17 protein-coding genes, 2 pseudogenes and 1 riboswitch are annotated in these 20,777 nt (G+C 74.8%); of the genes and pseudogenes, 10 read left to right on the top strand and 9 right to left on the bottom strand.

The window, feature by feature from the left end:
• Nucleotides 1–42: 42 nt before the first annotated feature.
• The 3 genes from QF032_RS09890 to QF032_RS09900 form a co-directional block, all read right to left on the bottom strand.
• The gene (locus QF032_RS09890) at nt 43–846 is read right to left on the bottom strand and encodes an enoyl-CoA hydratase/isomerase family protein (protein WP_307055775.1); all 804 of its coding nucleotides are present in this window, start codon (nt 844–846) and stop codon (nt 43–45) included.
• 151 nt (nt 847–997) lie between these two features.
• Nucleotides 998–1,219, bottom strand: coding sequence for a helix-turn-helix domain-containing protein (locus tag QF032_RS09895; RefSeq protein WP_004002281.1), 222 nt, complete (start codon nt 1,217–1,219; stop codon nt 998–1,000).
• Between the two features lie 402 nt (nt 1,220–1,621).
• The gene (locus QF032_RS09900) at nt 1,622–3,220 is read right to left on the bottom strand and encodes an ABC-F family ATP-binding cassette domain-containing protein (RefSeq protein ID WP_306953466.1); all 1,599 of its coding nucleotides are present in this window, start codon (nt 3,218–3,220) and stop codon (nt 1,622–1,624) included.
• 234 nt (nt 3,221–3,454) lie between these two features.
• On the opposite strand from QF032_RS09900, the gene QF032_RS09905 reads away from it, so the two are divergent.
• Entirely contained in the window at nt 3,455–3,868 is a 414-nt protein-coding gene (locus QF032_RS09905; RefSeq protein WP_307041624.1) for a VOC family protein, read from the top strand.
• A 59-nt stretch (nt 3,869–3,927) separates the two neighbouring features.
• Here QF032_RS09905 and QF032_RS09910 read toward each other — a convergent pair whose 3' ends face one another.
• From QF032_RS09910 to QF032_RS09920, 3 genes and pseudogenes are all read right to left on the bottom strand, one after another.
• The gene (locus QF032_RS09910; protein WP_307041625.1) at nt 3,928–5,361 is read right to left on the bottom strand and encodes a hypothetical protein; all 1,434 of its coding nucleotides are present in this window, start codon (nt 5,359–5,361) and stop codon (nt 3,928–3,930) included.
• A gap of 306 nt (nt 5,362–5,667) precedes the next feature.
• A complete protein-coding gene (locus QF032_RS09915) occupies nt 5,668–6,816 on the bottom strand; it encodes an alpha/beta hydrolase (RefSeq protein ID WP_307041627.1) in 1,149 nt (382 codons plus the stop codon).
• Between the two features lie 103 nt (nt 6,817–6,919).
• A pseudogene (locus tag QF032_RS09920) lies at nt 6,920–7,619 on the bottom strand (class II aldolase/adducin family protein).
• Between the two features lie 164 nt (nt 7,620–7,783).
• Here QF032_RS09920 and QF032_RS09925 point away from each other — a divergent pair.
• The 8 genes from QF032_RS09925 (at nt 7,784) to QF032_RS09960 (ending at nt 16,554) form a co-directional block, all read left to right on the top strand.
• On the top strand, nt 7,784–9,046 hold the full coding sequence (locus QF032_RS09925; RefSeq protein WP_307041631.1) for an inorganic phosphate transporter: 1,263 nt from the start codon (nt 7,784–7,786) through the stop codon (nt 9,044–9,046).
• A 34-nt stretch (nt 9,047–9,080) separates the two neighbouring features.
• Complete coding sequence (locus tag QF032_RS09930; RefSeq protein WP_057581292.1) at nt 9,081–9,302, top strand: hypothetical protein; 222 nt, start codon at nt 9,081–9,083, stop codon at nt 9,300–9,302.
• 204 nt (nt 9,303–9,506) lie between these two features.
• Nucleotides 9,507–9,644: riboswitch (cobalamin riboswitch) on the top strand.
• 100 nt (nt 9,645–9,744) lie between these two features.
• On the top strand, nt 9,745–10,689 hold the full coding sequence (locus QF032_RS09935) for a cobalamin biosynthesis protein (RefSeq protein WP_307041636.1): 945 nt from the start codon (nt 9,745–9,747) through the stop codon (nt 10,687–10,689).
• Nucleotides 10,686–12,218 carry a cobyric acid synthase gene (locus tag QF032_RS09940; RefSeq protein WP_307055777.1) on the top strand — a complete coding sequence of 511 codons (1,533 nt, stop codon included), beginning with the start codon at nt 10,686–10,688 and terminating at the stop codon, nt 12,216–12,218. Before QF032_RS09935 ends, QF032_RS09940 begins: the two co-directional genes overlap by 4 nt.
• Nucleotides 12,215–12,391, top strand: coding sequence for a hypothetical protein (locus QF032_RS09945; protein WP_307041640.1), 177 nt, complete (start codon nt 12,215–12,217; stop codon nt 12,389–12,391). The genes QF032_RS09940 and QF032_RS09945 overlap by 4 nt, the downstream gene beginning before the upstream one ends.
• Entirely contained in the window at nt 12,388–14,445 is a 2,058-nt protein-coding gene (locus QF032_RS09950) for a putative cobaltochelatase (protein WP_307055779.1), read from the top strand. The genes QF032_RS09945 and QF032_RS09950 overlap by 4 nt, the downstream gene beginning before the upstream one ends.
• Nucleotides 14,445–15,044, top strand: coding sequence for a cob(I)yrinic acid a,c-diamide adenosyltransferase (gene cobO, locus QF032_RS09955; protein ID WP_306953451.1), 600 nt, complete (start codon nt 14,445–14,447; stop codon nt 15,042–15,044). The genes QF032_RS09950 and cobO overlap by 1 nt, the downstream gene beginning before the upstream one ends.
• 4 nt (nt 15,045–15,048) lie before the next feature.
• A complete protein-coding gene (locus QF032_RS09960; protein ID WP_307055781.1) occupies nt 15,049–16,554 on the top strand; it encodes a cobyrinate a,c-diamide synthase in 1,506 nt (501 codons plus the stop codon).
• Nucleotides 16,555–16,682: 128 nt separating this feature from the next.
• On the opposite strand, the gene QF032_RS09965 is transcribed toward QF032_RS09960, so the two are convergent.
• Complete coding sequence (locus QF032_RS09965; RefSeq protein WP_307041647.1) at nt 16,683–17,411, bottom strand: ZIP family metal transporter; 729 nt, start codon at nt 17,409–17,411, stop codon at nt 16,683–16,685.
• Between the two features lie 133 nt (nt 17,412–17,544).
• Here QF032_RS09965 and cobC point away from each other — a divergent pair, with 133 nt between their 5' ends.
• Nucleotides 17,545–19,308, top strand: coding sequence for an Rv2231c family pyridoxal phosphate-dependent protein CobC (gene cobC / locus QF032_RS09970; RefSeq protein WP_307055782.1), 1,764 nt, complete (start codon nt 17,545–17,547; stop codon nt 19,306–19,308).
• A gap of 106 nt (nt 19,309–19,414) precedes the next feature.
• On the opposite strand, the pseudogene QF032_RS09975 reads toward cobC, so the two are convergent.
• Together QF032_RS09975 and QF032_RS09980 are read right to left on the bottom strand one after the other, a co-directional pair.
• Nucleotides 19,415–19,673: pseudogene (locus QF032_RS09975) on the bottom strand (SCO1860 family LAETG-anchored protein); the annotation flags it as partial.
• Between the two features lie 9 nt (nt 19,674–19,682).
• Complete coding sequence (locus QF032_RS09980; RefSeq protein WP_307041652.1) at nt 19,683–20,774, bottom strand: amidohydrolase family protein; 1,092 nt, start codon at nt 20,772–20,774, stop codon at nt 19,683–19,685.
• Nucleotides 20,775–20,777 lie beyond the last annotated feature (3 nt).

Below are 20,777 nucleotides of genomic sequence, written 5' to 3' on the forward strand. Positions count from 1 at the left end.
CACGGGTTGCGGGGCACGCCGGACGGCGGCCTCAGCCGGTGCTCACTCCCCCAGGCCGGCCATGTCGCGCAGACGGCGGGCCTGGGCGGCGCGTTCGGCGGCTCGCTGGGCGTCGTACGTGCGCTCGCCCGCGCCGCGCAGCAGCGCCTTGGTCTCGATGACGGCCTCTCGGGGCGCGGCGAGGAGCGCCGCGGCCAGTTCACGGACCGTGGCGTCGAGGTCCTGCACGGGAACGGCGATGTTGGCGAGCCCGCTGCTCACCGCCTCCTCGGCGTGCACGAAGCGGCCGGTCAGGCAGATCTCGACCGCGCGGCCGTAGCCGACGAGGGAGACGAGGGGGTGCGTGCCCGTCAGGTCCGGCACCAGGCCGAGGCTGGTCTCGCGCATGGCGAACTGCACATCGTCGGCGACGACGCGCAGGTCACAGGCGAGGGCCAGCTGGAAGCCCGCTCCGATGGCGTGGCCCTGGACGGCGGCGATGGACACGACGTCATTGCGCCGCCACCAGGTGAAACCCTCCTGGAAGCCGGCGATCGCGGCGTCGAGTTCGGCGTCGTCACCGCGTGCGAGATCGATGAAGGACGGCTCGCCCTCGATCCCCTCGGGCGTGAACATCTGCCGGTCGAGCCCCGCGGAGAAGGACTTGCCCTCGCCACGCAGCACGACCACGCGGACGGAGCCCGGCACCAGTCGCCCGGCCTCCGCGAGCGCCCGCCACATGGCGGGACTCTGCGCGTTGCGCTTGGCCGGGTTGGCCAGCGTCACCGTGGCGAGCGTGTCGTCGACGGTGAGCCGTACGCCGTCCTTGTCGAGCAGGGGAACGAGTTCCTGGTCGGGCGTGGCCATGGGGCGCCTCCGGTGGGTGCGGTCAGCTAGCGGTCAGCTAAGTGACTGCACAGTAACCACCCGGCCGGTCTCAGGTTCCCCCGGGCCCCTCACAGGGCTCGGGAGGACGCCGACCGGGTGGCCACCGTCGAAGCCGATGGGCCGCCCCCGGTCAGGACGAGGCGGCCTTCTTGCCTCGAGTCGCCCCGCCACGCCCACGGAGCGTGACGCCCGACTCGCTGAGCATCCGGTGCACGAAGCCATACGAGCGGCCGGTCTCCTCGGCCAGCGCCCGGATGCTCGCACCGGAGTCGTACTTCTTCTTCAGGTCTGCCGCGAGCTTGTCGCGCGCGGCGCCGGTCACCCGGCTGCCCTTCTTCAGAGTCTCGGCCACCCGTGCCTCCTCATGGGAAGTGCGCTCTGGTCTCCTCATGATCACCCCTCAGCGCCCCGATGGCCACCCATTCGGCAAGGTCCGTGCGACAGGCTTTTGACGACGGGAGCACGCACCCACAAACGGAACCTGTCATTCCAGCCGACGGCGTTCGTACGGCCGAACGGGTTGTTGCACGAAAGAGCAGGTCAGAGACGCGCGACGGCCGACCCCCTGTCGACAAAGGGATCGGCCGTGAAATGGGTGTAGGACACACCTCGATACGAGGAGATCTCACACAGATGATGGATCACCGGTAGGCCGAATGATCCAGACGGATGATCCACCACGGGCGATCACGCGCCGGGCCGGTCTTCTCGCCGGGCGGTCGCCCGGTCGTCGGCCCCGACCGCCGGTCGGCGGTCAGGCCAGGGCGACCAGGTCCGCGTAGTCGGCGCCCCACAGGTCCTCGACGCCGTCGGGCAGCAGGATGATCCGCTCGGGCTGCAGCGCCTCCACCGCGCCCTCGTCGTGGGTGACCAGGACGACCGCCCCCTTGTAGGTGCGCAGCGCGCCGAGGATCTCCTCACGGCTGGCCGGGTCGAGGTTGTTGGTGGGCTCGTCGAGCAGCAGCACGTTGGCGGAGGAGACCACCAGGGTCGCGAGGGCCAGCCGGGTCTTCTCACCGCCGGAGAGGACGCCGGCGGGCTTGTCGACGTCGTCGCCGGAGAACAGGAACGAGCCGAGCGTCTTGCGGACCTCGACCAGGTCCAGGTCGGGGGCGGCGGACCGCATGTTCTCCAGGACCGTGCGCTCCGGGTCGAGCGTCTCGTGCTCCTGCGCGTAGTAGCCGAGCTTGAGACCGTGACCGGCGACGACCTCTCCCGTGTCGGGCTTCTCAGCGCCGCCGAGCAGCCGCAGCAGGGTCGTCTTTCCGGCGCCGTTCAGACCGAGGATGACGACGCGGGAGCCCTTGTCGATGGCCAGGTCGACGTCGGTGAAGATCTCCAGCGAGCCGTAGGACTTCGACAGGCCCTCGGCCATCAGGGGCGTCTTGCCGCAGGGAGCGGGCTCCGGGAAGCGGAGCTTGGCGACCTTGTCCGAGGCGCGCACCGCCTCCAGGCCGGAGAGCAGCTTGTCGGCGCGGCGGGCCATGTTCTGCGCGGCGACCGTCTTGGTGGCCTTGGCGCGCATCTTGTCGGCCTGCGAGTGCAGTGCGGCGGCCTTCTTCTCGGCGTTCTGCCGCTCCCGCTTGCGGCGCTTCTCGTCGGACTCGCGCTGCTGCTGGTAGAGCCGCCAGCCCATGTTGTAGACGTCGATCTGGGAGCGGTTGGCGTCCAGGTAGAACACCTTGTTGACGACCGTCTCGACCAGGTCGACGTCGTGGCTGATGACGATGAAGCCGCCGCGGTAGGTCTTGAGGTAGTCGCGCAGCCAGACGATCGAGTCGGCGTCGAGGTGGTTGGTCGGCTCGTCGAGCAGCAGCGTGTCCGCGTCGGAGAAGAGGATGCGGGCGAGCTCCACGCGGCGGCGCTGACCGCCGGAGAGCGTGTGCAGGGGCTGGCCGAGCACCCGGTCGGGCAGGTTGAGCGCGGCGGCGATGGTGGCGGCCTCGGCCTCGGCGGAGTACCCGCCCTTGGTGAGGAACTCCGTCTCCTGGCGCTCGTACTGGCGCATCGCCTTGTCGCGGGTGGCGCCCGAGCCGTTGGCGATCCGCTGTTCGTTCTCGCGCATCTTGCGGATCAGGACGTCGAGGCCGCGCGCGGAGAGGATGCGGTCGCGGGCGAGGACGTCGAGGTCGCCGGTGCGGGGGTCCTGCGGGAGGTAGCCGACCTCTCCGGAGCGGGTGACGGTGCCGCCCGCCGGGATGCCCTCGCCGGCCAGGACCTTGGTCAGCGTCGTCTTGCCGGCGCCGTTGCGCCCGACCAGGCCGATGCGGTCGCCCTTGGCCACACGGAAGGAGGCGTTCTCGATGAGGATGCGAGCGCCGGCGCGCAGCTCGATGCCGGAGGCGGAGATCACGGACAGACTCCAGTGCGGGGTCGTTGGCGGGATGGGCGGCTGAGGACGTTCCCGCCGTCTAATGCGCGAGGAGAATGGCCATGGGGGCCAGTCTAACGGGACCGTGCAAGCACTTTTTCTGCGTGCAGGTGTTCGATCTTCGCGGGAGGCGTCGTCGCGGGGCGTTGTCGGTGGCGGGTGCCAGACTGGGCGCCAGGTCACGCATCCGGCACGGGTCACAAAGGAGTGATCGGCATGGCAGGCACGCACGGCGGGCGCCCGAGCGTCTTCCCGACGGTGTTGTACGCCGACGCGAAGGCCGCGATCCGGCAGCTCACGGAGGCCCTGGGCTTCACCGAACTGTCCGTGTACGAGGGCGAGGACGGCTCGGTCCTGCACGCCGAGCTGGTGCAGGGCAACGGCGCGGTGATGCTCGGCTCGAAGGGCCGCGGGGGCGTCTTCGCCACGGCGATGAAGGACGCGGGCCCGGCCGGCGTGTACGTCGTGGTGGACGACGTGGACGCACACCACCGGCGGGCCGCGGAGCACGGCGCGGAGATCCTGATGCCGCCGACCGACCAGGACTACGGCTCGCGCGACTACATGGCCCGCGACCTCGAGGGCAACATCTGGAGTTTCGGCACATACGCGCCCGAGACGCAGGGCTGAGCGCCGGCGAACCGCCGCGCGCGGTCGGACCGGCGCCCCCGCAGCCGCCCGCCTCGCGGTCAGCTGCCGCCGGTGTGCACCTGGAAGGCGGCCCGGCGGACCGCCTTGGCCAGCGCCGGATCGGGGTGCGCGGCGGCCAGCGCCACCAGCACCTGCACGGTGCGCGGGTGCCCGACGGCCCGCACCTCGGTCAGCAGGGCGGGCACGGTCGGCTGCAGCGCGGACTCCAGGTGGCGTACCAGCATGGGCGCCTCGCCGTGGTCGGCGACGGCCGCGGCGGTGTCGACCCACAGCCAGGTGGCCTCCTGCCGGGTGAGCACCTCGTGGGCGTCCTCCGGGTCGACGCCGTCGTGCTCGGCGAGCCACAGCAGGGCGTACGGCCGCAGGGCCGGCTCCTCGACGACCGCGCGGACGTCCGGCTCGGCGGGGGCGCCCACCACGCGCAGCGCCTCGAAGGCGAGTCCGCGCAGCAGGGCGTCGTCGCCGCGGGCGGCCAGCAGCAGTTCGCTGACGGCGCTGCCGACGGTCCGGGCGGCGAGCCAGGCGCGGTACTCGGCGCGGGCCGCGTTCGGCCGGAGCTGGGCGCAGCCGCGGAGCATGCCCTCGGCCGACTGCTCGATGTTGCCGGCGGGGCTCTGCGCGGCGACGCAGATCTGCTCGAGCTTGACCCAGACCGCCCAGCTGCCCAGCGGTGTCAGGGTGGCCTGCCCGCCGCCGCAGGTGAGCGCTCCCACCGAGGCGAGGGCGTTCAGGGCCCAGTCGAGGAGGGGGGCCAGCTCGGCGTCCTCGGCGGGCTCCGCCGGGTCGGCGTCGACGGGGACCGGGGCGAGCGGGACCGCGGGTTCGGAACCGGCGCCGTAGGGCACCTCGCAGCGTTCGGTGCGCAGTTCGGTGACGCGCTGGCGCAGCAGGTCCAGAAGCTGCTCCACGGGGACGGGCCCGGCGGACAGCTGGAGGAAGGAGAGCACCTGCGGCATGGCCGAGACGACCTCGGCGACGGCGGCGGGCTCCTGCTCCTCGGGTTCCGGGGAGGCGAGCGACCAGGCGTCGAACAGGGCGACCCAGCCACGCAGGACGGCGCTGTCGTCACGGTCCCAGGCGCGCAGCCGCCAGCCGGGGCGGGCGCTGTCCCCGTGCACCTCGACCAGGCCGGCGAGGCGGGCGGTGTCCCAGTCGGCGCGGATCCGATCGGTCGTCAGACCCAGATCGGAGGCCGCCCGTTCAGCGGTCGACTCGGAGAGGGTGGCCTTGCCGTCGGCCGTCGCCGCGTCGCGGCCGGGGCCGAGGGCGTTGTCGGCCCAGCGGGCGACACGGGCCGCGGCGGCCAGTCCGGAGCGCGCCATTCTGGCCAGCTCCGCGGGCGCCGGAGTGCCCTCCGGCGGGCGGGGTGCGGGGCGGCGCGGGCGCCGCTCGTTCACAGCTGAGGGGGCGGCGGCCAGGGGTCGCGGGCGGACGAGTCGAAGCCTGGAGTCGCGCGGGATACGGGACGTCACGGGTGCAGTCTTCCGGTTGACGGTCCGAAAACCCAAACGGAATGGCACGGCGGGCCGCGGGACCGCTCGGCGCACGGGGTGCCGTGAAGGCAGGGGACACGCCTTCAGGCCAGTGGTACCGGGTTAAACGGAATGTTCGGTCCCGCTCCGGGCGGACCGCTGCGGGAGCGGGCCGTCGCGTCACGTCGGCGGGCGACGCCGCGGCCGGGCCGGGTTCGCTCCACGGCGGTCCCGCGAGCCGGCGGAGGTCACGGCGCGAGCCACAGGAGGCCGGAGGGCGCGCCGGGGCGCGAGCCGGGGGGCGGGTCACATCAGCGGGGTCAGGAAGCGGCGCAGGGTCTCCTCGTAGGCGGCGGGGTCGGGGTTCCACATGGCGCCGTGCGGGGCGTGCGGGACGGTGTGGAGGGTGACCAGGTCGGGGCGGCGGTCGGCGAGCCGGCGGCTGTCGGCCCAGGGGGCGACGGTGTCGTCGGGTCCGTGGAGGATCAGGGTCGGGACCCGCAGCCGGGCCGGGCTGCCGTCCGCGCCGCCGGGTCCGCCCGTGCCGCCGGGCGCGCCGCCCGCCATGCCGGTGCGGCCCTCGGCGGCGCGGACGGCGAGCGGCAGCAGGACGGCGGGGGTGTGCCGGGCGGCGGCGAGGGCGCGCACCGTCGTCCGCCAGTCGAGGACCGGGGAGTCCAGCACGAGTCCCGAGACCAGGTCGCGCAGGCCGGAGTCGGCGGCGGCGCGCAGGGCCATGGCGGCGCCCGTGGACCAGCCGAGCAGGACGACGCGCCGGGCGCCGTAGCGCACGGCGTACCGCATCGCCGCGTCCAGGTCGCGCCACTCGGTCGCGCCGAGGTGGTTCAGGCCGTCCGGGGAACGGGGCGCGCCGAGGTCTCCGCGGTAGGCGAGGGCGAGCACGGGGAAGCGGGCGCCGTGCAGGAAGCCGATGAGGTTGAGGGCGTGTTCCCGGGTGGTCCCCAGACCGTGCACGGCGATCACCCAGGTGCGACGGGCTCCGGGGACGAACCAGGCGGGCAGGTTGCCCAGTTCGCCGGGCACGTCGACGTCGGCGTGGTCGAGACCGAGGGCGGTGCCGGGGTCGCCGACGTACAGGTTCGGGGTGAGCCGGACCGCGTCACCGGCGTCCAGGGAGCCGTGGGTGACGCGTTCCAGCCGACGGACGACGGTGTCGGCGGTGTGCGGGGCGTCGGGCAGGACCGGGCCGACGACGGCGTGGGAACCGTCGCCGGAGAGGCCGTAGGCGCCGGGGCGCAAGGCCGCGAGGTCGCGCGTGAGGGTGACCTGTCCGGCGGCCGTGCCGTGCACGGTGAGCCGGGGTTCGGTGGGCAGGGGCCGGCCGGGCGGCGCCTTCAACGCGACGTCGCTGGCGAACCGGCCGGCGACGACACCGGCGGCGCCGGCGGCCAGGGCTGCGGTGACGGCGGCGGCCGTCGCTGTGACAGTGCGCACGAGCCCAGTGTCCCGGCCATCCCGCGGACCGGCCAGTGGTGCGGCCGGCCGGGGTGACGCGCGCCGAAGCCACGACCGTCGGCCGGGCCCTCGGCCGCGGCCGTCAGTCCGGCTGGCCGTACCCCCGCAGACGCTCCCCAACCTGGGCGACCTGTTCCTCCGTCAGCAGTGCGGGCGTGCGGCCGGGCACCGAGGAAGCGGTCAGCCACAGGCGGCACATCCACTCCAGTTGGGCCGTGCGGTCGTACGCCTGGTCGAGCCCGGCGCCATGGGTCAGGGTGCCGTGGTTGCGCAGGAGGCAGCCGGACCGCCCCTCGAGGGCCCGGAGCGTGTGCGCGGCCAGCTCCTCGGTGCCGTACGCGGCGTAGGGCGCGACGCGGACGGGTCCGCCGAGCGCGCTCGCCATGTAGTGGATCAGGGGGAGTTCGTCGACGAGGGTGGAGACGGCGGTGGCGTGCACGGCGTGGGTGTGCACGATCGCCCCGGCGTCGGTGGCCCGGTACACGGCCAGATGCATGGGCAGTTCGCTGGTGGGGACCAGCGCGCCGAGGACCTGCCGGCCGGTGAGGTCGACGCCCGTGACGTCGGCCGGGGCCAGCCGCTCGTAGGGCACGCCGGACGGCGTCACGAGCACGGTGTCGCCGACGCGCACCGAGACGTTGCCCGAAGTGCCGACGACCAGCCCGTCGGCGACCGTGCGGGCGGGCGGCCGCCACCAGTTCCGCCCAGGCCCGCGCCTCCTCGGGCGAGGCCTGCCGCCCCCGCCGCCGGACGTCCGGTCGTTCGCCTCGATGCTCAGCCATGCCGCGATCCTGCCAGGCCCTCCCGGGGGCGGTCGGCGCCCCGCGCGCGGGCGATAGCGCACCCGTGTCATCCGGACACCGTGACGCCCGCCTCAGTTCATCTTCCGTTCACCCGGGTTGCCTACGGTCAATCAGCCAATGACTTCGAACGATTGCCTGGGTAAATGGAAAACTTCTCGCTGATCCTCGCGATTGTGGTGGTAACCGCACTTGCGTTTGATTTCACGAACGGTTTTCACGACACCGCCAACGCGATGGCCACGACCATCTCGACCGGTGCACTCAAGCCCAAGGTCGCGGTGGCCATGTCCGCCGTGCTGAACCTTGTGGGAGCCTTCCTCTCGGTGGAGGTCGCCAACACGATCTCCAAGGGTCTCGTCGACGAGACCGGCATCCGTCCCGAGGTCATCTTCGCCGCCCTGGTCGGCGCGATCCTCTGGAACCTGCTGACCTGGCTGGTGGGCCTGCCCTCCAGCTCCTCGCACGCCCTGATGGGCGGTCTGATCGGCGCCACCATCGCCTCGGCCGGTACGGGCGCGGTGCACGGCGACGTGCTGGTCACCAAGGTGCTGCTGCCGGCGGTCGCCGCGCCGATCGTCGCGGGCGTCGCGGCGATGTTCGCCACCCGCCTCTCCTACACGCTGGGCCGCAAGGCCGACGGCAGGGCCGCGGACAAGGGCTACCGCGCGGGCCAGATCGCCTCGGCCGGCCTGGTCTCCCTCGCCCACGGCACCAACGACGCCCAGAAGACGATGGGCATCATCACCCTGGCCCTGGTGGCCGGCGGCGCCGTGGCGCCCGACTCCGACCCGCCCACCTGGGTCATCCTCTCGGCCGGTCTGGCCATCGCGCTCGGCACCTACCTCGGCGGCTGGCGCATCATCCGCACGATGGGCAAGGGGCTGACCGATCTCCAGCCGCAGCAGGGCTTCGCGGCGCAGACCAGTGCCGCGACGGTCATCCTGGCCTCCTCTCACCTCGGCTTCTCCCTCTCCACCACGCATTCGGTCTCCGGTGCGGTGATGGGCGCGGGGCTGGGCCGCAAGGGCGGCGTGGTCCGCTGGTCGACCGCGACCCGCATGTTCGTCGCGTGGGGTCTGACCCTCCCGGCCGCCGCCCTGGTGGGCGCGCTCGCCGAGTCGGTCACCGGGCTCGGCGACTGGGGCACGGCCGTGGTCGCCGTCTTCCTGATCGCCTCCAGCGCGGCCATCTGGAAGATCTCCCGGCGCGAGGTCGTCGACGCGTCGAACGTCAACGAGTCCGAGGAGCCGGCCGGTGTGATCACCACGGCCATCGCCATGGTCGCGCCGCCGCCCACGGGCACGCCGGCCGAGGACGTCACGACGGTCCTGACGGCCACCATCCCGGCGCCGGCCGCGTCGGCCGCGCCGCCCGCCCCCGCCGCTCCCCCGGCCGCGGCCGTCTGAGCCCGCGCCACCGGAACGAAGGAAGAGAACCGGCATGAAGATCGACTGGGCAGCCCTGGGCTCCGTGTTCGGCGTCAGCCTCGTGGTCACCGTGGGCCTCGTCGCCCTGTTCACCCTCGGCGTCATGGGCCTGTCGCGCAGGGAACGCGCGACGGCCGAGGGCGGCTCGGCCGCCCTCGCGGTGACGGGCGCGTACGCGTGCTTCGCCGCCTGCGCGGCGGCGGTGGCCTACGGCATCTCGCTGATCGTGGTCTGACGCGCCGTCGTCCGGCGGGTCGTGGACCGACGGGACGTGGGCCTCAGGGGTGCGGGACGGATCGCCGTGCCGCACCCCGTTCCCGTGCCCGGCCGCGCATCGCGTGCCCGTACCCGCTCCCCGCACCCCGTTCCCGAACCCCGCCGGCCCCGCCGTGTGGGGTTCTGCACATCCTCCCCGCGCAGGTCAACAGCAAGTTGACGGCCCTTCCGGGCCCGTGGTGGACTGCCCGGGCCATTACGGCGGCAGAAGAGGAAGCCGGTGCGAGTCCGGCGCGGTCCCGCCACTGTCACCGGGAGGAAACCCCCGGGAGCCAGGAACTCTCGCCGCCGGTCTCGTCGAACCAGGGCGTGGACACCCTGAGTGAGGACCTCTGCCATGTGCGGCTGCCGACCGAGCGTCACCACCGACCCGACCCCCGCCCCCACAGCCGGCTGACCCGATGGGTGCCGAGCGCGTCCACGCGTACGGCGCCGCCGCCGGCCTGCTCGGCGACCTGCTCCTCGGCGATCCCCGCCGCGGGCATCCGGTCGCCGGGTTCGGGCGGGCCGCGGGCGCCGTCGAACGGCTGCTGTGGCGGGACAACCGGGGGTGGGGCGCCCTGCACACCGCCGTGTGCGCGGGCGGCGCCGTGGCCCTCGGGGCCGTCGCCTCACGGGGTGTGCGCCACTCCCCCGCCGCCTCCGTCGCCCTGACCGCCGCCGCCACCTGGGCCGTCGTCGGGGGCAGTTCGCTCGTCCGCGAGGCCCGCGCGATCGGGCGGGCCCTGGAGGCGGGGGACGTCGAGGCGGCCCGCGCACGGCTACCGCGTCTGTGCGGGCGGGACCCCCAGGCGCTGGACGCCGACGGGATCGCCCGGGCCGTCGTGGAGTCCGTCGCCGAGAACACCTCCGACGCCGTCGTCGGGGCGCTGGTGTGGGGCGCCGTGGGCGGCGTGCCGGGACTGGTCGGGTTCCGGGCCGTCAACACCCTTGACGCGATGGTAGGTCACCGCTCGCCGCGGTACCTGCGCTTCGGCTGGGCCGCCGCCCGGCTCGACGACCTCGCCGGGTGGCCCGGGGCGCGGCTGACCGCCGTGCTGGCCGCCGCCGCGGGGGACGACCCGCGCGGCGCGCTGCGGGCCTGGCGCGCCGACGCCCGCAGTCACCCGAGCCCCAACGCGGGCCCCGTGGAGGCGTCTTTCGCGGGCGCCCTCGGGGTACGGCTGGGCGGGACCCTGGCGTACGGCGGCCGGGTCGAACACCGCCCGGTGCTCAACGGGGCGGCCGGACGGCCCGTCGCCGTGCACGACATCGAACGCGCCGCGCGGCTCTCCCGCCGCGTCGGTCTGCTCGCGCTCGGCGTCACCGTCGCCGCGCGCCTGGTCGCGAAGGGACGTCAGTCATGAGCGGGGGGCTCCTCGTCGCCGGCACGACCTCCGACGCCGGCAAGAGCGTCGTCACCGCCGGGATCTGCCGGTGGCTGGTGCGACAGGGCGTCAAGGTCGCGCCGTTCAAGGCGCAGAACATGTCCCTCAACTCCTTCGTGACACGGGAGGGCGCCGAGATCGGGCGGGCGCAGGCCATGCAGGCGCAGGCCTGCCGGGTGGAGCCGACCGCGCTGATGAACCCCGTGCTCCTCAAGCCGGGCGGGGAGCGCAGCAGCCAGGTCGTGCTGCTGGGCAGGCCGGTGGGCGAGATGAGCGCCCGCGGGTACCACGGGGGCCGGCAGCAAAGACTCCTCGGCACCGTTCTCGACTGTCTCGCCGAGTTGCGGGGCACGTATGACGCGGTGATCTGTGAGGGGGCGGGCAGTCCCGCCGAGATCAACCTGCGGCGGACCGACATCGTGAACATGGGGATCGCGCGGAGCGCGCGGCTGCCCGTGCTCGTCGTCGGCGACATCGACCGGGGCGGGGTCTTCGCGTCGTTCTTCGGCACCGTCGCCCTGCTGTCGCCCGAGGACCAGGAACTGGTCGCCGGGTTCCTCGTCAACAAGTTCCGCGGGGACGTCTCCCTGCTGGAGCCGGGCCTGGACATGCTGCACGGGCTCACCGGACGGCGGACGTACGGGGTGCTGCCGTTCCGGCACGGGCTCGGGATCGACGAGGAGGACGGGCTGAGGGTCTCGCTGCGGGGGACCGTGCGGGAGTCGAACACCGCTCCGCCGGTCGGCGAGGACGTGCTGCGGGTCGCCGTCTGCGCGGTCCCGCTGATGTCCAACTTCACCGACGTGGACGCGCTGGCCGCCGAGCCCGGCGTCGTCGTGCGGTTCGTCGACCGGCCCGAGGAACTGGCCGACGCCGACCTGGTCGTCGTACCGGGCACCCGGGGCACCGTGCGGGCGCTTCAGTGGCTGCGCGAACGCGGCCTCGCCGACGCGCTGGTGCGCCGGGCCGCCGAGCAGCGGCCCGTCCTCGGCGTCTGCGGGGGCTACCAGATCCTCGGCACGCGGATCGAGGACGAGGTCGAGAGCCGGCTCGGCCGGGTCGACGGGCTCGGCCTGCTCCCCGTGCGGGTGCGGTTCGCCCCGGAGAAGACCCTCACCCGCCCGGTGGGCGAAGCCCTCGGCGAGTCCGTCGAGGGGTACGAGATCCACCACGGGGTGGCCACCGTGGACGGCGGGGAGGCGTTCCTGCGCGACGACCGCGGGAACCCCCTGGACGGCTGCCGGGTCGGGCAGGTGTGGGGCACGCACTGGCACGGCTCGCTGGAGTCGGACGGGTTCCGGCGGGCATTCCTGCGCGAGGTGGCCGCGGCCGCGGGCCGGCGTTTCGTGCCCGCTCCCGACACCTCGTTCGCCGCGCTGCGCGAGGAACAGCTGGACCGGCTCGGCGACCTGATCGAGGAGCACGCGGACACCGACGCGCTCTGGCGGCTGATCGAGTCGGGCGCGCCGCGGGGACTGCCGTTCGTTCCCCCGGGAGCGCCCGCGTGAGCGGGCGCACGAGCGGGCGCGTGGTCGACCGCGTGGGCGCCGGGCCGTCGCCGTCGGCCGGCGGCGACCCGTTCCAGAAAGAGTCCGGCCGGTGGCCGCGGCGCGCCACCACCGAACGGCTGCGGGACGTCCGTCCCGCGCCGGAGGGCGAGTTGGAAGGCAACGAGAAGTGAGTACTCCTTTCCCGTTCACGGCCGTCGTCGGCCAGGACGACCTGCGGCTCGCGCTGCTGCTGAACGCCGTGTCGCCGGCGGTGGGCGGTGTGCTGGTGCGCGGCGAGAAGGGCACCGCCAAGTCGACGGCGGTACGGGCGCTGTCGGCGCTCATGCCGGCGCTGGACGCGGTGACCGGCTGCCGGTTCTCCTGCGACCCGGCCTCGCCCGACCCGGCCTGCCCGGACGGACCGCACGAGCGGGGGGCGTCCGAGACACGGCCGGCGCGGATGGTCGAACTGCCGGTGGGCGCCTCCGAGGACCGGCTGGTGGGAGCGCTGGACATCGAACGGGCGCTGGCGGAGGGCGTGAAGGCCTTCGAGCCGGGACTCCTCGCCGACGCGCACCGGGGCATCCTCTACGTCGACGAGGTCAACCTCCTCCACGACCATCTGGTCGACCTGCTGCTGGACGCGGCCGCGATGGGCGCCTCGTACGTCGAGCGCGAGGGCGTCTCCGTACGGCACGCGGCCCGGTTCCTGCTCGTCGGCACCATGAACCCCGAGGAGGGCGAGCTGCGGCCGCAGTTGCTCGACCGGTTCGGGCTGACGGTGGAGGTGGCGGCCTCGCGCGAGCCCGACCAGCGGGTGGAGGTGGTGCGGCGGCGGCTCGCGCACGACGACGACCCCGAGGCGTTCGCCGCGCGCTGGGCGGACGAGGAGGCCGCCGTCCGCGCCCGGATCACGGCCGCGCGGGAACTGCTGCCGTCGGTGCGGCTGGGCGACGCGGCGCTGCGGCAGATCGCGGCGACGTGCGCCGCGTTCGAGGTGGACGGCATGCGCGCCGACATCGTCATGGCGCGCACGGCCACGGCGCTGGCCGCGTGGGCCGGACGGACCGACGTGCTCGCGGAGGACGTGCGGCAGGCCGCGCTGCTCGCGCTGCCGCACCGCAGGCGGCGCAACCCCTTCGACGCGCCCGGACTCGACGAGGACAAGCTCGACGAGACGCTGGAGGAGTTCGGCGGCTCGGACGACGAGGACCCCGGCCCCGGCCCGCAGGGCCCCGAGGGCGGCCCTGACGGCGGTCCCGACGGCGGGGGCGGCCTGCCGCCGCAGTCCGGCGACGAGGCCGCCGACGCCACCGTGCCGCCGCAGGGCGACGGCGCCGGCCCCGACGCCGGGCGGAGCGAGGGGGGCGGCGCGGAGCCGCAGCCGGCCGGCCCGGGAGCCGGGGAGCAGTCCCCCGTGCGGGCCGCCGAGCCGTTCCGCACGAAGACGCTGAGCGTGCCCGGCATCGGCGAGGGCGCCGCCGGACGTCGCTCGCGGGCGCGCACCGAGCACGGCCGGACCACCGGCGCGCGACGCCCCCGGGGCACCCTCACCAAGCTCCACCTGGCGGCGACCGTGCACGCGGCCGCCCCGCACCAGCGGGCGCGGGGACGGACCGGGCCGGGGCTGGTGGTGCGGCGCGACGATCTGCGGCAGGCGGTCCGGGAGGGGCGCGAGGGGAACCTCGTGCTGTTCGTCGTGGACGCCTCGGGGTCGATGGCCGCCCGGCAGCGGATGGGCGCGGTGAAGGGCGCGGTGCTGTCGCTGCTGCTCGACGCGTACCAGCGGCGGGACAAGGTCGGGCTCGTCACCTTCCGCGGCTCGGCCGCGGACGTCGCGCTGCCGCCCACCTCCTCGGTGGACGCGGCCGCCGTACGCCTGGAGTCGCTGCCCACCGGGGGGCGCACACCGCTGGCCGCCGGGCTGCTGCGGGCGCACGACGTGCTGCGCGTGGAGCGGCTGCGGGATCCGGCGCGGCGGGCCCTGGTCGTCGTGGTGACGGACGGACGGGCCACCGGGGGTCCCGAGCCGGTCGCGACGGCCGGACGGGCTGCCCGGCTGTTCGCGGCCGAGGGCGTCGCGAGCGTGGTCGTCGACTGCGAGTCGGGGCCGGTACGGCTCGGGCTCGCCGGGGAGCTCGCCGCAGAGCTGGGGGGAACCGCCGTCACGCTGGACGAGCTGCGGGCGGACTCCATCGCCGGATTGGTGAAGAACGTGCAGGGAACTTCGAGGAGGGCCGCTTAATGCCGCAGGGACAGCCGAGTGTCGTGCCGGACGACGGACTGACGACGCGTCAGCGCCGCAACCGGGCACTCGTCATGGTGCACACGGGCATCGGCAAGGGGAAGTCGACCGCCGCCTTCGGGCTCGCGCTGCGGGCCTGGAACCAGGGCTGGCCGATCGGGGTGTTCCAGTTCGTCAAGTCGGCGAAGTGGAAGGTCGGCGAGGAGAACGCGCTGCGGGTGCTGGGGGCGTCCGGCGAGGGCGGTTCCGTCGACTGGCACAAGATGGGCGAGGGCTGGTCGTGGGTGCAGCGCGACCAACAGCTCGACAACGAGGAGAAGGCCCGCGAGGGCTGGGAGCAGGTCAAGCGGGACCTCGCCGCCGAGGCGTACAAGCTGTACGTGCTCGACGAGTTCGCCTATCCGCTGCACTGGGGGTGGATCGACGTCGACGAGGTGATCTCGGTGTTGCGGGACCGGCCGGGGACGCAGCACGTCGTCATCACCGGACGCAACGCGCCCGGGAAGCTCGTGGACTTCGCCGACCTGGTCACCGACATGTCCAAGGTCAAGCATCCGATGGACGCGGGGCAGAAGGGGCAGAGGGGCATCGAGTGGTGACGCCGTGCTGACGCCCCCCGCCGCGACGCCGTCCGCGCCTCCGCCCCCGGCGCCTTCGGCCTCGTCCTCCGTACCCCGGCTCGTCATCGCCGCGCCCTCCTCGGGCAGCGGCAAGACCACCGTCGCGACGGGGCTGATGGCCGCGTTCGCCGCGCGCGGACTCGCCGTGTCCCCGCACAAGGTCGGGCCGGACTACATCGACCCCGGGTACCACTCGCTCGCGACCGGGCGGGTGGGCCGCAACCTCGACGCGTACCTGTGCGGGCCGCAGCTGGTCGGCCCGCTGTTCGCGCACGGTGCGCGCGGCTGCGACCTGGCGATCGTCGAGGGCGTGATGGGGATGTACGACGGGGCCGCGGGAGAGGGCGAACTGGCCTCCACCGCCCAGGTGGCGAAGCTGCTGCGGGCGCCGGTGGTGCTCGTGGTCGACGCCTCGTCGCAGTCCCGGTCGGTGGCGGCACTGGTGCACGGGTTCATCTCCTGGGACCCGGAGGTACGGGTCGGGGGCGTGATCCTCAACAAGGTCGCCTCCGACCGGCACGAGGAACTGCTGCGGGACGCCCTGGAGTCGGCCGGGACGCCGGTGCTGGGCGTGGTGCGGCGGGCCCCGCGGGTGGACACGCCGTCCCGGCACCTCGGGCTGGTGCCGGTCGCCGAACGGCGGGCCGAGGCGGTGGACTCCGTCGCGGCGATGGCGGCACAGGTGGCGCAGGGGTGCGACCTCGAGGCGCTGCTCGCACTGGCACGCGGCGCGGGAGACCTGTCCTGCGCGCAGTGGGACGCGGCCGAGGCCCTGCGGGCCGCCGTGCCCGCACCGGCCCTCGACACGCCGGCCCTCGGCACGCCTGCTCTCGACGTCCGGGCTCCGCGGTCCGACGCCGGCGGGCTGCGGCCGGGCGGCACGGGCCGGCCGGTGGTCGCCGTCGCCGGCGGCTCCGCCTTCACCTTCTCCTACGCCGAGCACGCCGAACTGCTCACCGCCGCCGGCGCCGAGGTCCTCCCCTTCGATCCGCTGCGGGACGAGCGACTGCCCGAAGGAACCGCGGGGTTGGTCGTCGGGGGCGGGTTCCCCGAGATGTACGCGGCCGAGCTGTCCGCGAACGAGCCGCTGCGCAAGTCGGTCGCGGTCCTCGTGGACCGGGGGGCGCCCGTCGCCGCCGAGTGCGCCGGGCTGCTCTATCTGTGCCGTGAGCTGGACGGGCAGCCCATGTGCGGGGTGCTCGACGCGAGCGCGCGGATGAGCGGACGGCTCACGCTCGGGTACCGGGACGCGGTCGCCGTGAGCGACAGCGCGCTGGCCGTGGCCGGGACCCGGATGCGGGGCCACGAGTTCCACCGGACCGTCGTGGAACCCGGCGCGGGTACGACCCCCGCCTGGGGGCTGCGGACCCCACAGCGGCGGCTCGAGGGGTTCGTGGAGCGCGGCGTGCACGCGAGCTATCTGCACACGCACTGGGCGTCCGAACCGGGCGTGGTCCGCCGGTTCGTGGAGAGGTGCCGGACGTCATGAGCGGCAGGCGGGCCGTCGGGCAGCCGGGGCCGCGGGCCCTGACCGGCTTCCGTCCGGCGCGCGCCCGCCGCTCGGAGCCCGTGCACCGGCCCCCGTACGGGCCCGGGCGCGGGTCGGTCCACAGGCACTCAGGACGCCAGGCCGACCACCAGCCAGATGAAGACCGCGCCCGCGATCGTGCACAGCACGGTCGAGCGGGCCGGGTGCTCGTGGTGGGCCTCGGGGAGGATCTCGGCGGCCGCCAGGTACAGCAGCGCGCCCCCGAAGAACCCGAGATAGCCGCCGAGCACCTGCTCCGGGATGGAGACGAAGGACGTCGAGGCCGCGCCCACGACCGGGGCCGCCGCGTCCGCCACCAGCATGGCCTGGGCCTTGCGACGGGCGTTCCCGTAGAGGCTCGTGATCGTGTACGTGTTGAAGCCGTCCGCGAAGTCGTGGGCGATGACCGCGAGCGCCACGGCCGCTCCCATGCCGCCGTCCACCTGGAAGGCCGCGCCGATCGCCACGCCGTCCATCGCGCTGTGGCCGACCATCGCGGCGGCGGCCGTGAGACCCACCTCGGGCGCGCGCAGGGCCGTCTCCTCCGCGCCGTGCGCCGCCTGGCGGGCCGCGAGCAGCCGTTCCACCAGATGGGCCAGCAGGAACCCGGCCACGAAGAGCAGCAGCGCGGCCGGCACGCCGAAGACCTCGGTGCCGGCCGCGTCGAGCGCCTCCGGCAGCAGGTCGAGGCCGACCACGCCCAGCATCAGGCCGCCGGCCAGGCCCAGCACGAGGTGGCGGCGGTCGGTCACCCGCTGTGCCGTCCAGCCGCCGGCCAGCGTCATGAGGAACGCGCCGAGCGCGACGAAGACCGCCATGGACCCTTGCTATCCGATCGACCCCCGATCGCGCACATCCGCGCCGCGACGTGACGACGCCAAGCCCGGACGAAACCTCCTAAAGCGCGGAAACACCGAAGCCGCACAGACCCTGGTGAGAGGACGTGCCCGTATGACCGACGCCGCCGCCGCCCCGGCGCACGCCCCCGTGCCGTCCGGATCCCCGGCGGCCGCCCCCGCGACGTCCGACGCGGTGGACGCCTGCCCCGAGACGCACGGGAGCGTGGGCGGGGACGGCGTGGCGTTCCTCGTCGTCGGGGTCGGCGCGTCCACGGGAGTTCCCGCCGCCGAGGTGGTCGAGCTGGTGGAGAACGCGGTGCGGGAGGCGGGGCGGTCCGTCCGTGACCTCGCCGAGCTCGCCACGGTCGACGTCCGGGCCGGCGAGCCGGGTCTGGTGGAGGCCGCCCGGCGGCTCGGCGTGCCCGTGGTGACGTACTCCGCGCGGCAGCTGGCGGGTGTGAGGGTGCCCCACCCCTCCGACGCGCCGTTCGCCGCCCTGGGCACCGCGTCGGTGGCGGAGGCGGCCGCGCTGATCGGCGGGGGCGAGCTCGTGGTGCCCAAACGCCGGTCGGCCGGCACGCCGGCTAGGGCGACCTGCGCCGTCGCGCGCAGACCTGGCCGCCCCGGCCTGCCCGGCGCCCCCGCCGAATCCGCCCACGCCGAATCCGCCGCCGCGCCCCCGGACGACGTCGCCGCGACGAGCGCGAGCCGCACGGACATCCCCCACCCGGGCATCACCCTCACGGACAGGGAAACGCGCACTCCCATGCACACCGACGGACAAGCCGACGAGCACGCCGACGGCCGGGGCGGCGTTCCCGACCCCACGCACGACCTGCGCCACCACGGTGACGCCGAGACGCGGGACGACGGCTCGGCCCTGGTCGATCTCGCCGTGAACGTCCGCGCGGACACGCCTCCGCGCTGGCTGCTCGAGCGCGTCGCGGCCTCCCTGGGCGGTCTCGCGGCCTATCCGGACGGGCGGGCCGCGCGGGCGGCCGTCGCGGCGCGGCACGGCCTGCCCGTGGAGCGGGTGCTGCTGACGGCGGGCGCGGCGGAGGCGTTCGTGCTGCTGGCGCGGGCCCTGCGGGTGCGGCGGCCGGTGGTGGTGCATCCGCAGTTCACCGAGCCGGAGGCGGCGCTGCGCGATGCCGGGCACCACGTGGGCCGGGTGCTGCTGCGCGCGCGGGACGGCTTCCGGCTGGATCCGGCGGCCGTTCCCGACGACGCCGACCTGGTGGTGATCGGCAATCCGACGAACCCCACGTCGGTGCTGCACCCCGCGGACACGATCCGGCGGCTGGCGCGGGCCGGGCGGACGCTGGTGGTCGACGAGGCGTTCATGGACGCGGTGCCGGGCGAGCGGGAGGCCCTCGCCGGGCGGGCGGACGTGCCCGGTCTGGTGGTGCTGCGCAGCCTGACCAAGACCTGGGGACTCGCGGGACTGCGGATCGGGTACGTCCTCGCCGCGCCGGAGACGATCGCCGAACTGGAGCGGGCACAGCCGCTGTGGCCGGTGTCCACGCCGGCGCTCGCCGCCGCACAGGCCTGCGTGGAACCGCAGGCGCTGGCGGAAGCCGGGCACGCGGCGCACCGCATCGCCGCGGACCGGGCCCATCTCGTCGCCGGCCTCGAGGAGTTCGCCTCGGACGGGCTGCGGGTAGCGGGGCCGGCCCAGGGCCCCTTCGTGCTCGTCCGGCTGCCGCGGGCGGCCGCGGTCCGCCGGCAGCTGCGCGTCCTGGGGTTCGCGGTCCGGCGCGGGGACACCTTCCCGGGGCTGGACGAGGAGTGGCTGCGGCTGGCGGTGCGGGACCGGGTGACGGTCAACCGCTTTCTCCAGGCGCTGGACCAGGCGCTGGCGCTGACGCGCGGCTGAAAGGGCACGAAGGACGGAACGCGCGAAAGCCACACGAGGGGCGAGGCACGAGGGGCAGGGCGCGAGGACGGGCGGCGCGCAGGAGCGGAAAGGCCGGGGCGACGCAGAGCAGCGGAAGCCGGGGGACGTGCAGCCTGGCGTGGACGAGGCGGGTGGACGCCTCGGCGTTCCTCCCGTCCACCGCCGCCCTGGCCTCGGCGACGTCGGCGCGCGGCCCACTGAACGGCCTTCCGCCGGCGACGCCGTCCGACCCGGCCGTCGGCGGCGGTCCTCTCGGCGCTCTGCGGCGCGTGCACCTCGTTGAGGGAGACGGCGAGCGGGACGGCGACGGATCTGTTGAGCAGGGACACGTCGAGGCCGGCGCGCGGTCCGCCTCAGCCCACGATCCTGCCGTTCAGCACGATCCTCCGGGGCGCCGCCAGCACGCGGACGTCGGCGCGCGGGTCCGTCTCGTACACCACCAGGTCCGCCGGCGCTCCCTCGTCCAGTCCGGGGCGTCCGAGCCACGCGCGTGCGCCCCACGTCGTCGCCGAGAGCGCCCGCAGCGGGGGGATGCCCGCGGTCACCAGCTCGGCGACCTCGGCCGCCACCAGACCGTGCGGCAGCGAACCGCCGGCGTCCGTGCCGACGAAGACCGGGATGCCGGCGTCGTAGGCGGAGCGGACGGTGTCGTACCGGCGCGCGTGGAGCCTGCGCATGTGGGCCGACCAGCGCGGGAACCTGGCCTCCCCGCCGGCTGCGAGCTCCGGGAACGTGGCGATGTTGACCAGGGTCGGGACGATCGCCACGCCCCGCTCCGCGAACAGGGGGACGAGATCGTCCGTCAGGCCGGTCGCGTGCTCGACGCAGTCGATGCCGGACTCGACCAGATCGCGCAGCGAGTTCTCGGCGAAGCAGTGCGCCGTGACGCGCGCGCCCAGCCGGTGGGCCTCGGCGATGGCCGCCTCCGCCGCCTCCCGCGGCCAGCTGGGGGCCAGATCGCCTGCCTCGCGGTCGATCCAGTCGCCGACCAGCTTGACCCAGCCGTCGCCGCGCCGGGCCTCCCGGGCGACGTACGCGACGAGGTCGTCGGGCTCGATCTCGTGCGCGTAGCCGCGGAGGTAGCGGCGGGTGCGGGCGATGTGCCGGCCCGCACGGATGATCTTCGGGAGGTCGTCGCGGTCGTCGACCCAGCGGGTGTCCGAGGGCGAGCCGGCGTCCCTCAGCAGCAGGGCGCCGGCCCCGCGGTCCGTCAGCGCCTGCTTCTCCGCGACGTCCGGCTCGACCGGCCCGTGCGCGCCGAGGCCCACATGGCAGTGCGCGTCGACGAGACCGGGCAGCGCCCAGCCCTCGACGGTCCGGACCTCGCGGGCCCCGGCGGGACGGCCGTAGGAGATCCGGCCGCCGACGACCCACAGCTCGTCGCGGACGTCGTCGGGTCCGGCCAGGACCCTGCCCTTCACGTGCAGCACCGGGTGATCGCTCATGCG

It is taken from the genome of Streptomyces achromogenes (genome assembly GCF_030816715.1).
Classification (GTDB): domain Bacteria; phylum Actinomycetota; class Actinomycetes; order Streptomycetales; family Streptomycetaceae; genus Streptomyces; species Streptomyces achromogenes_A.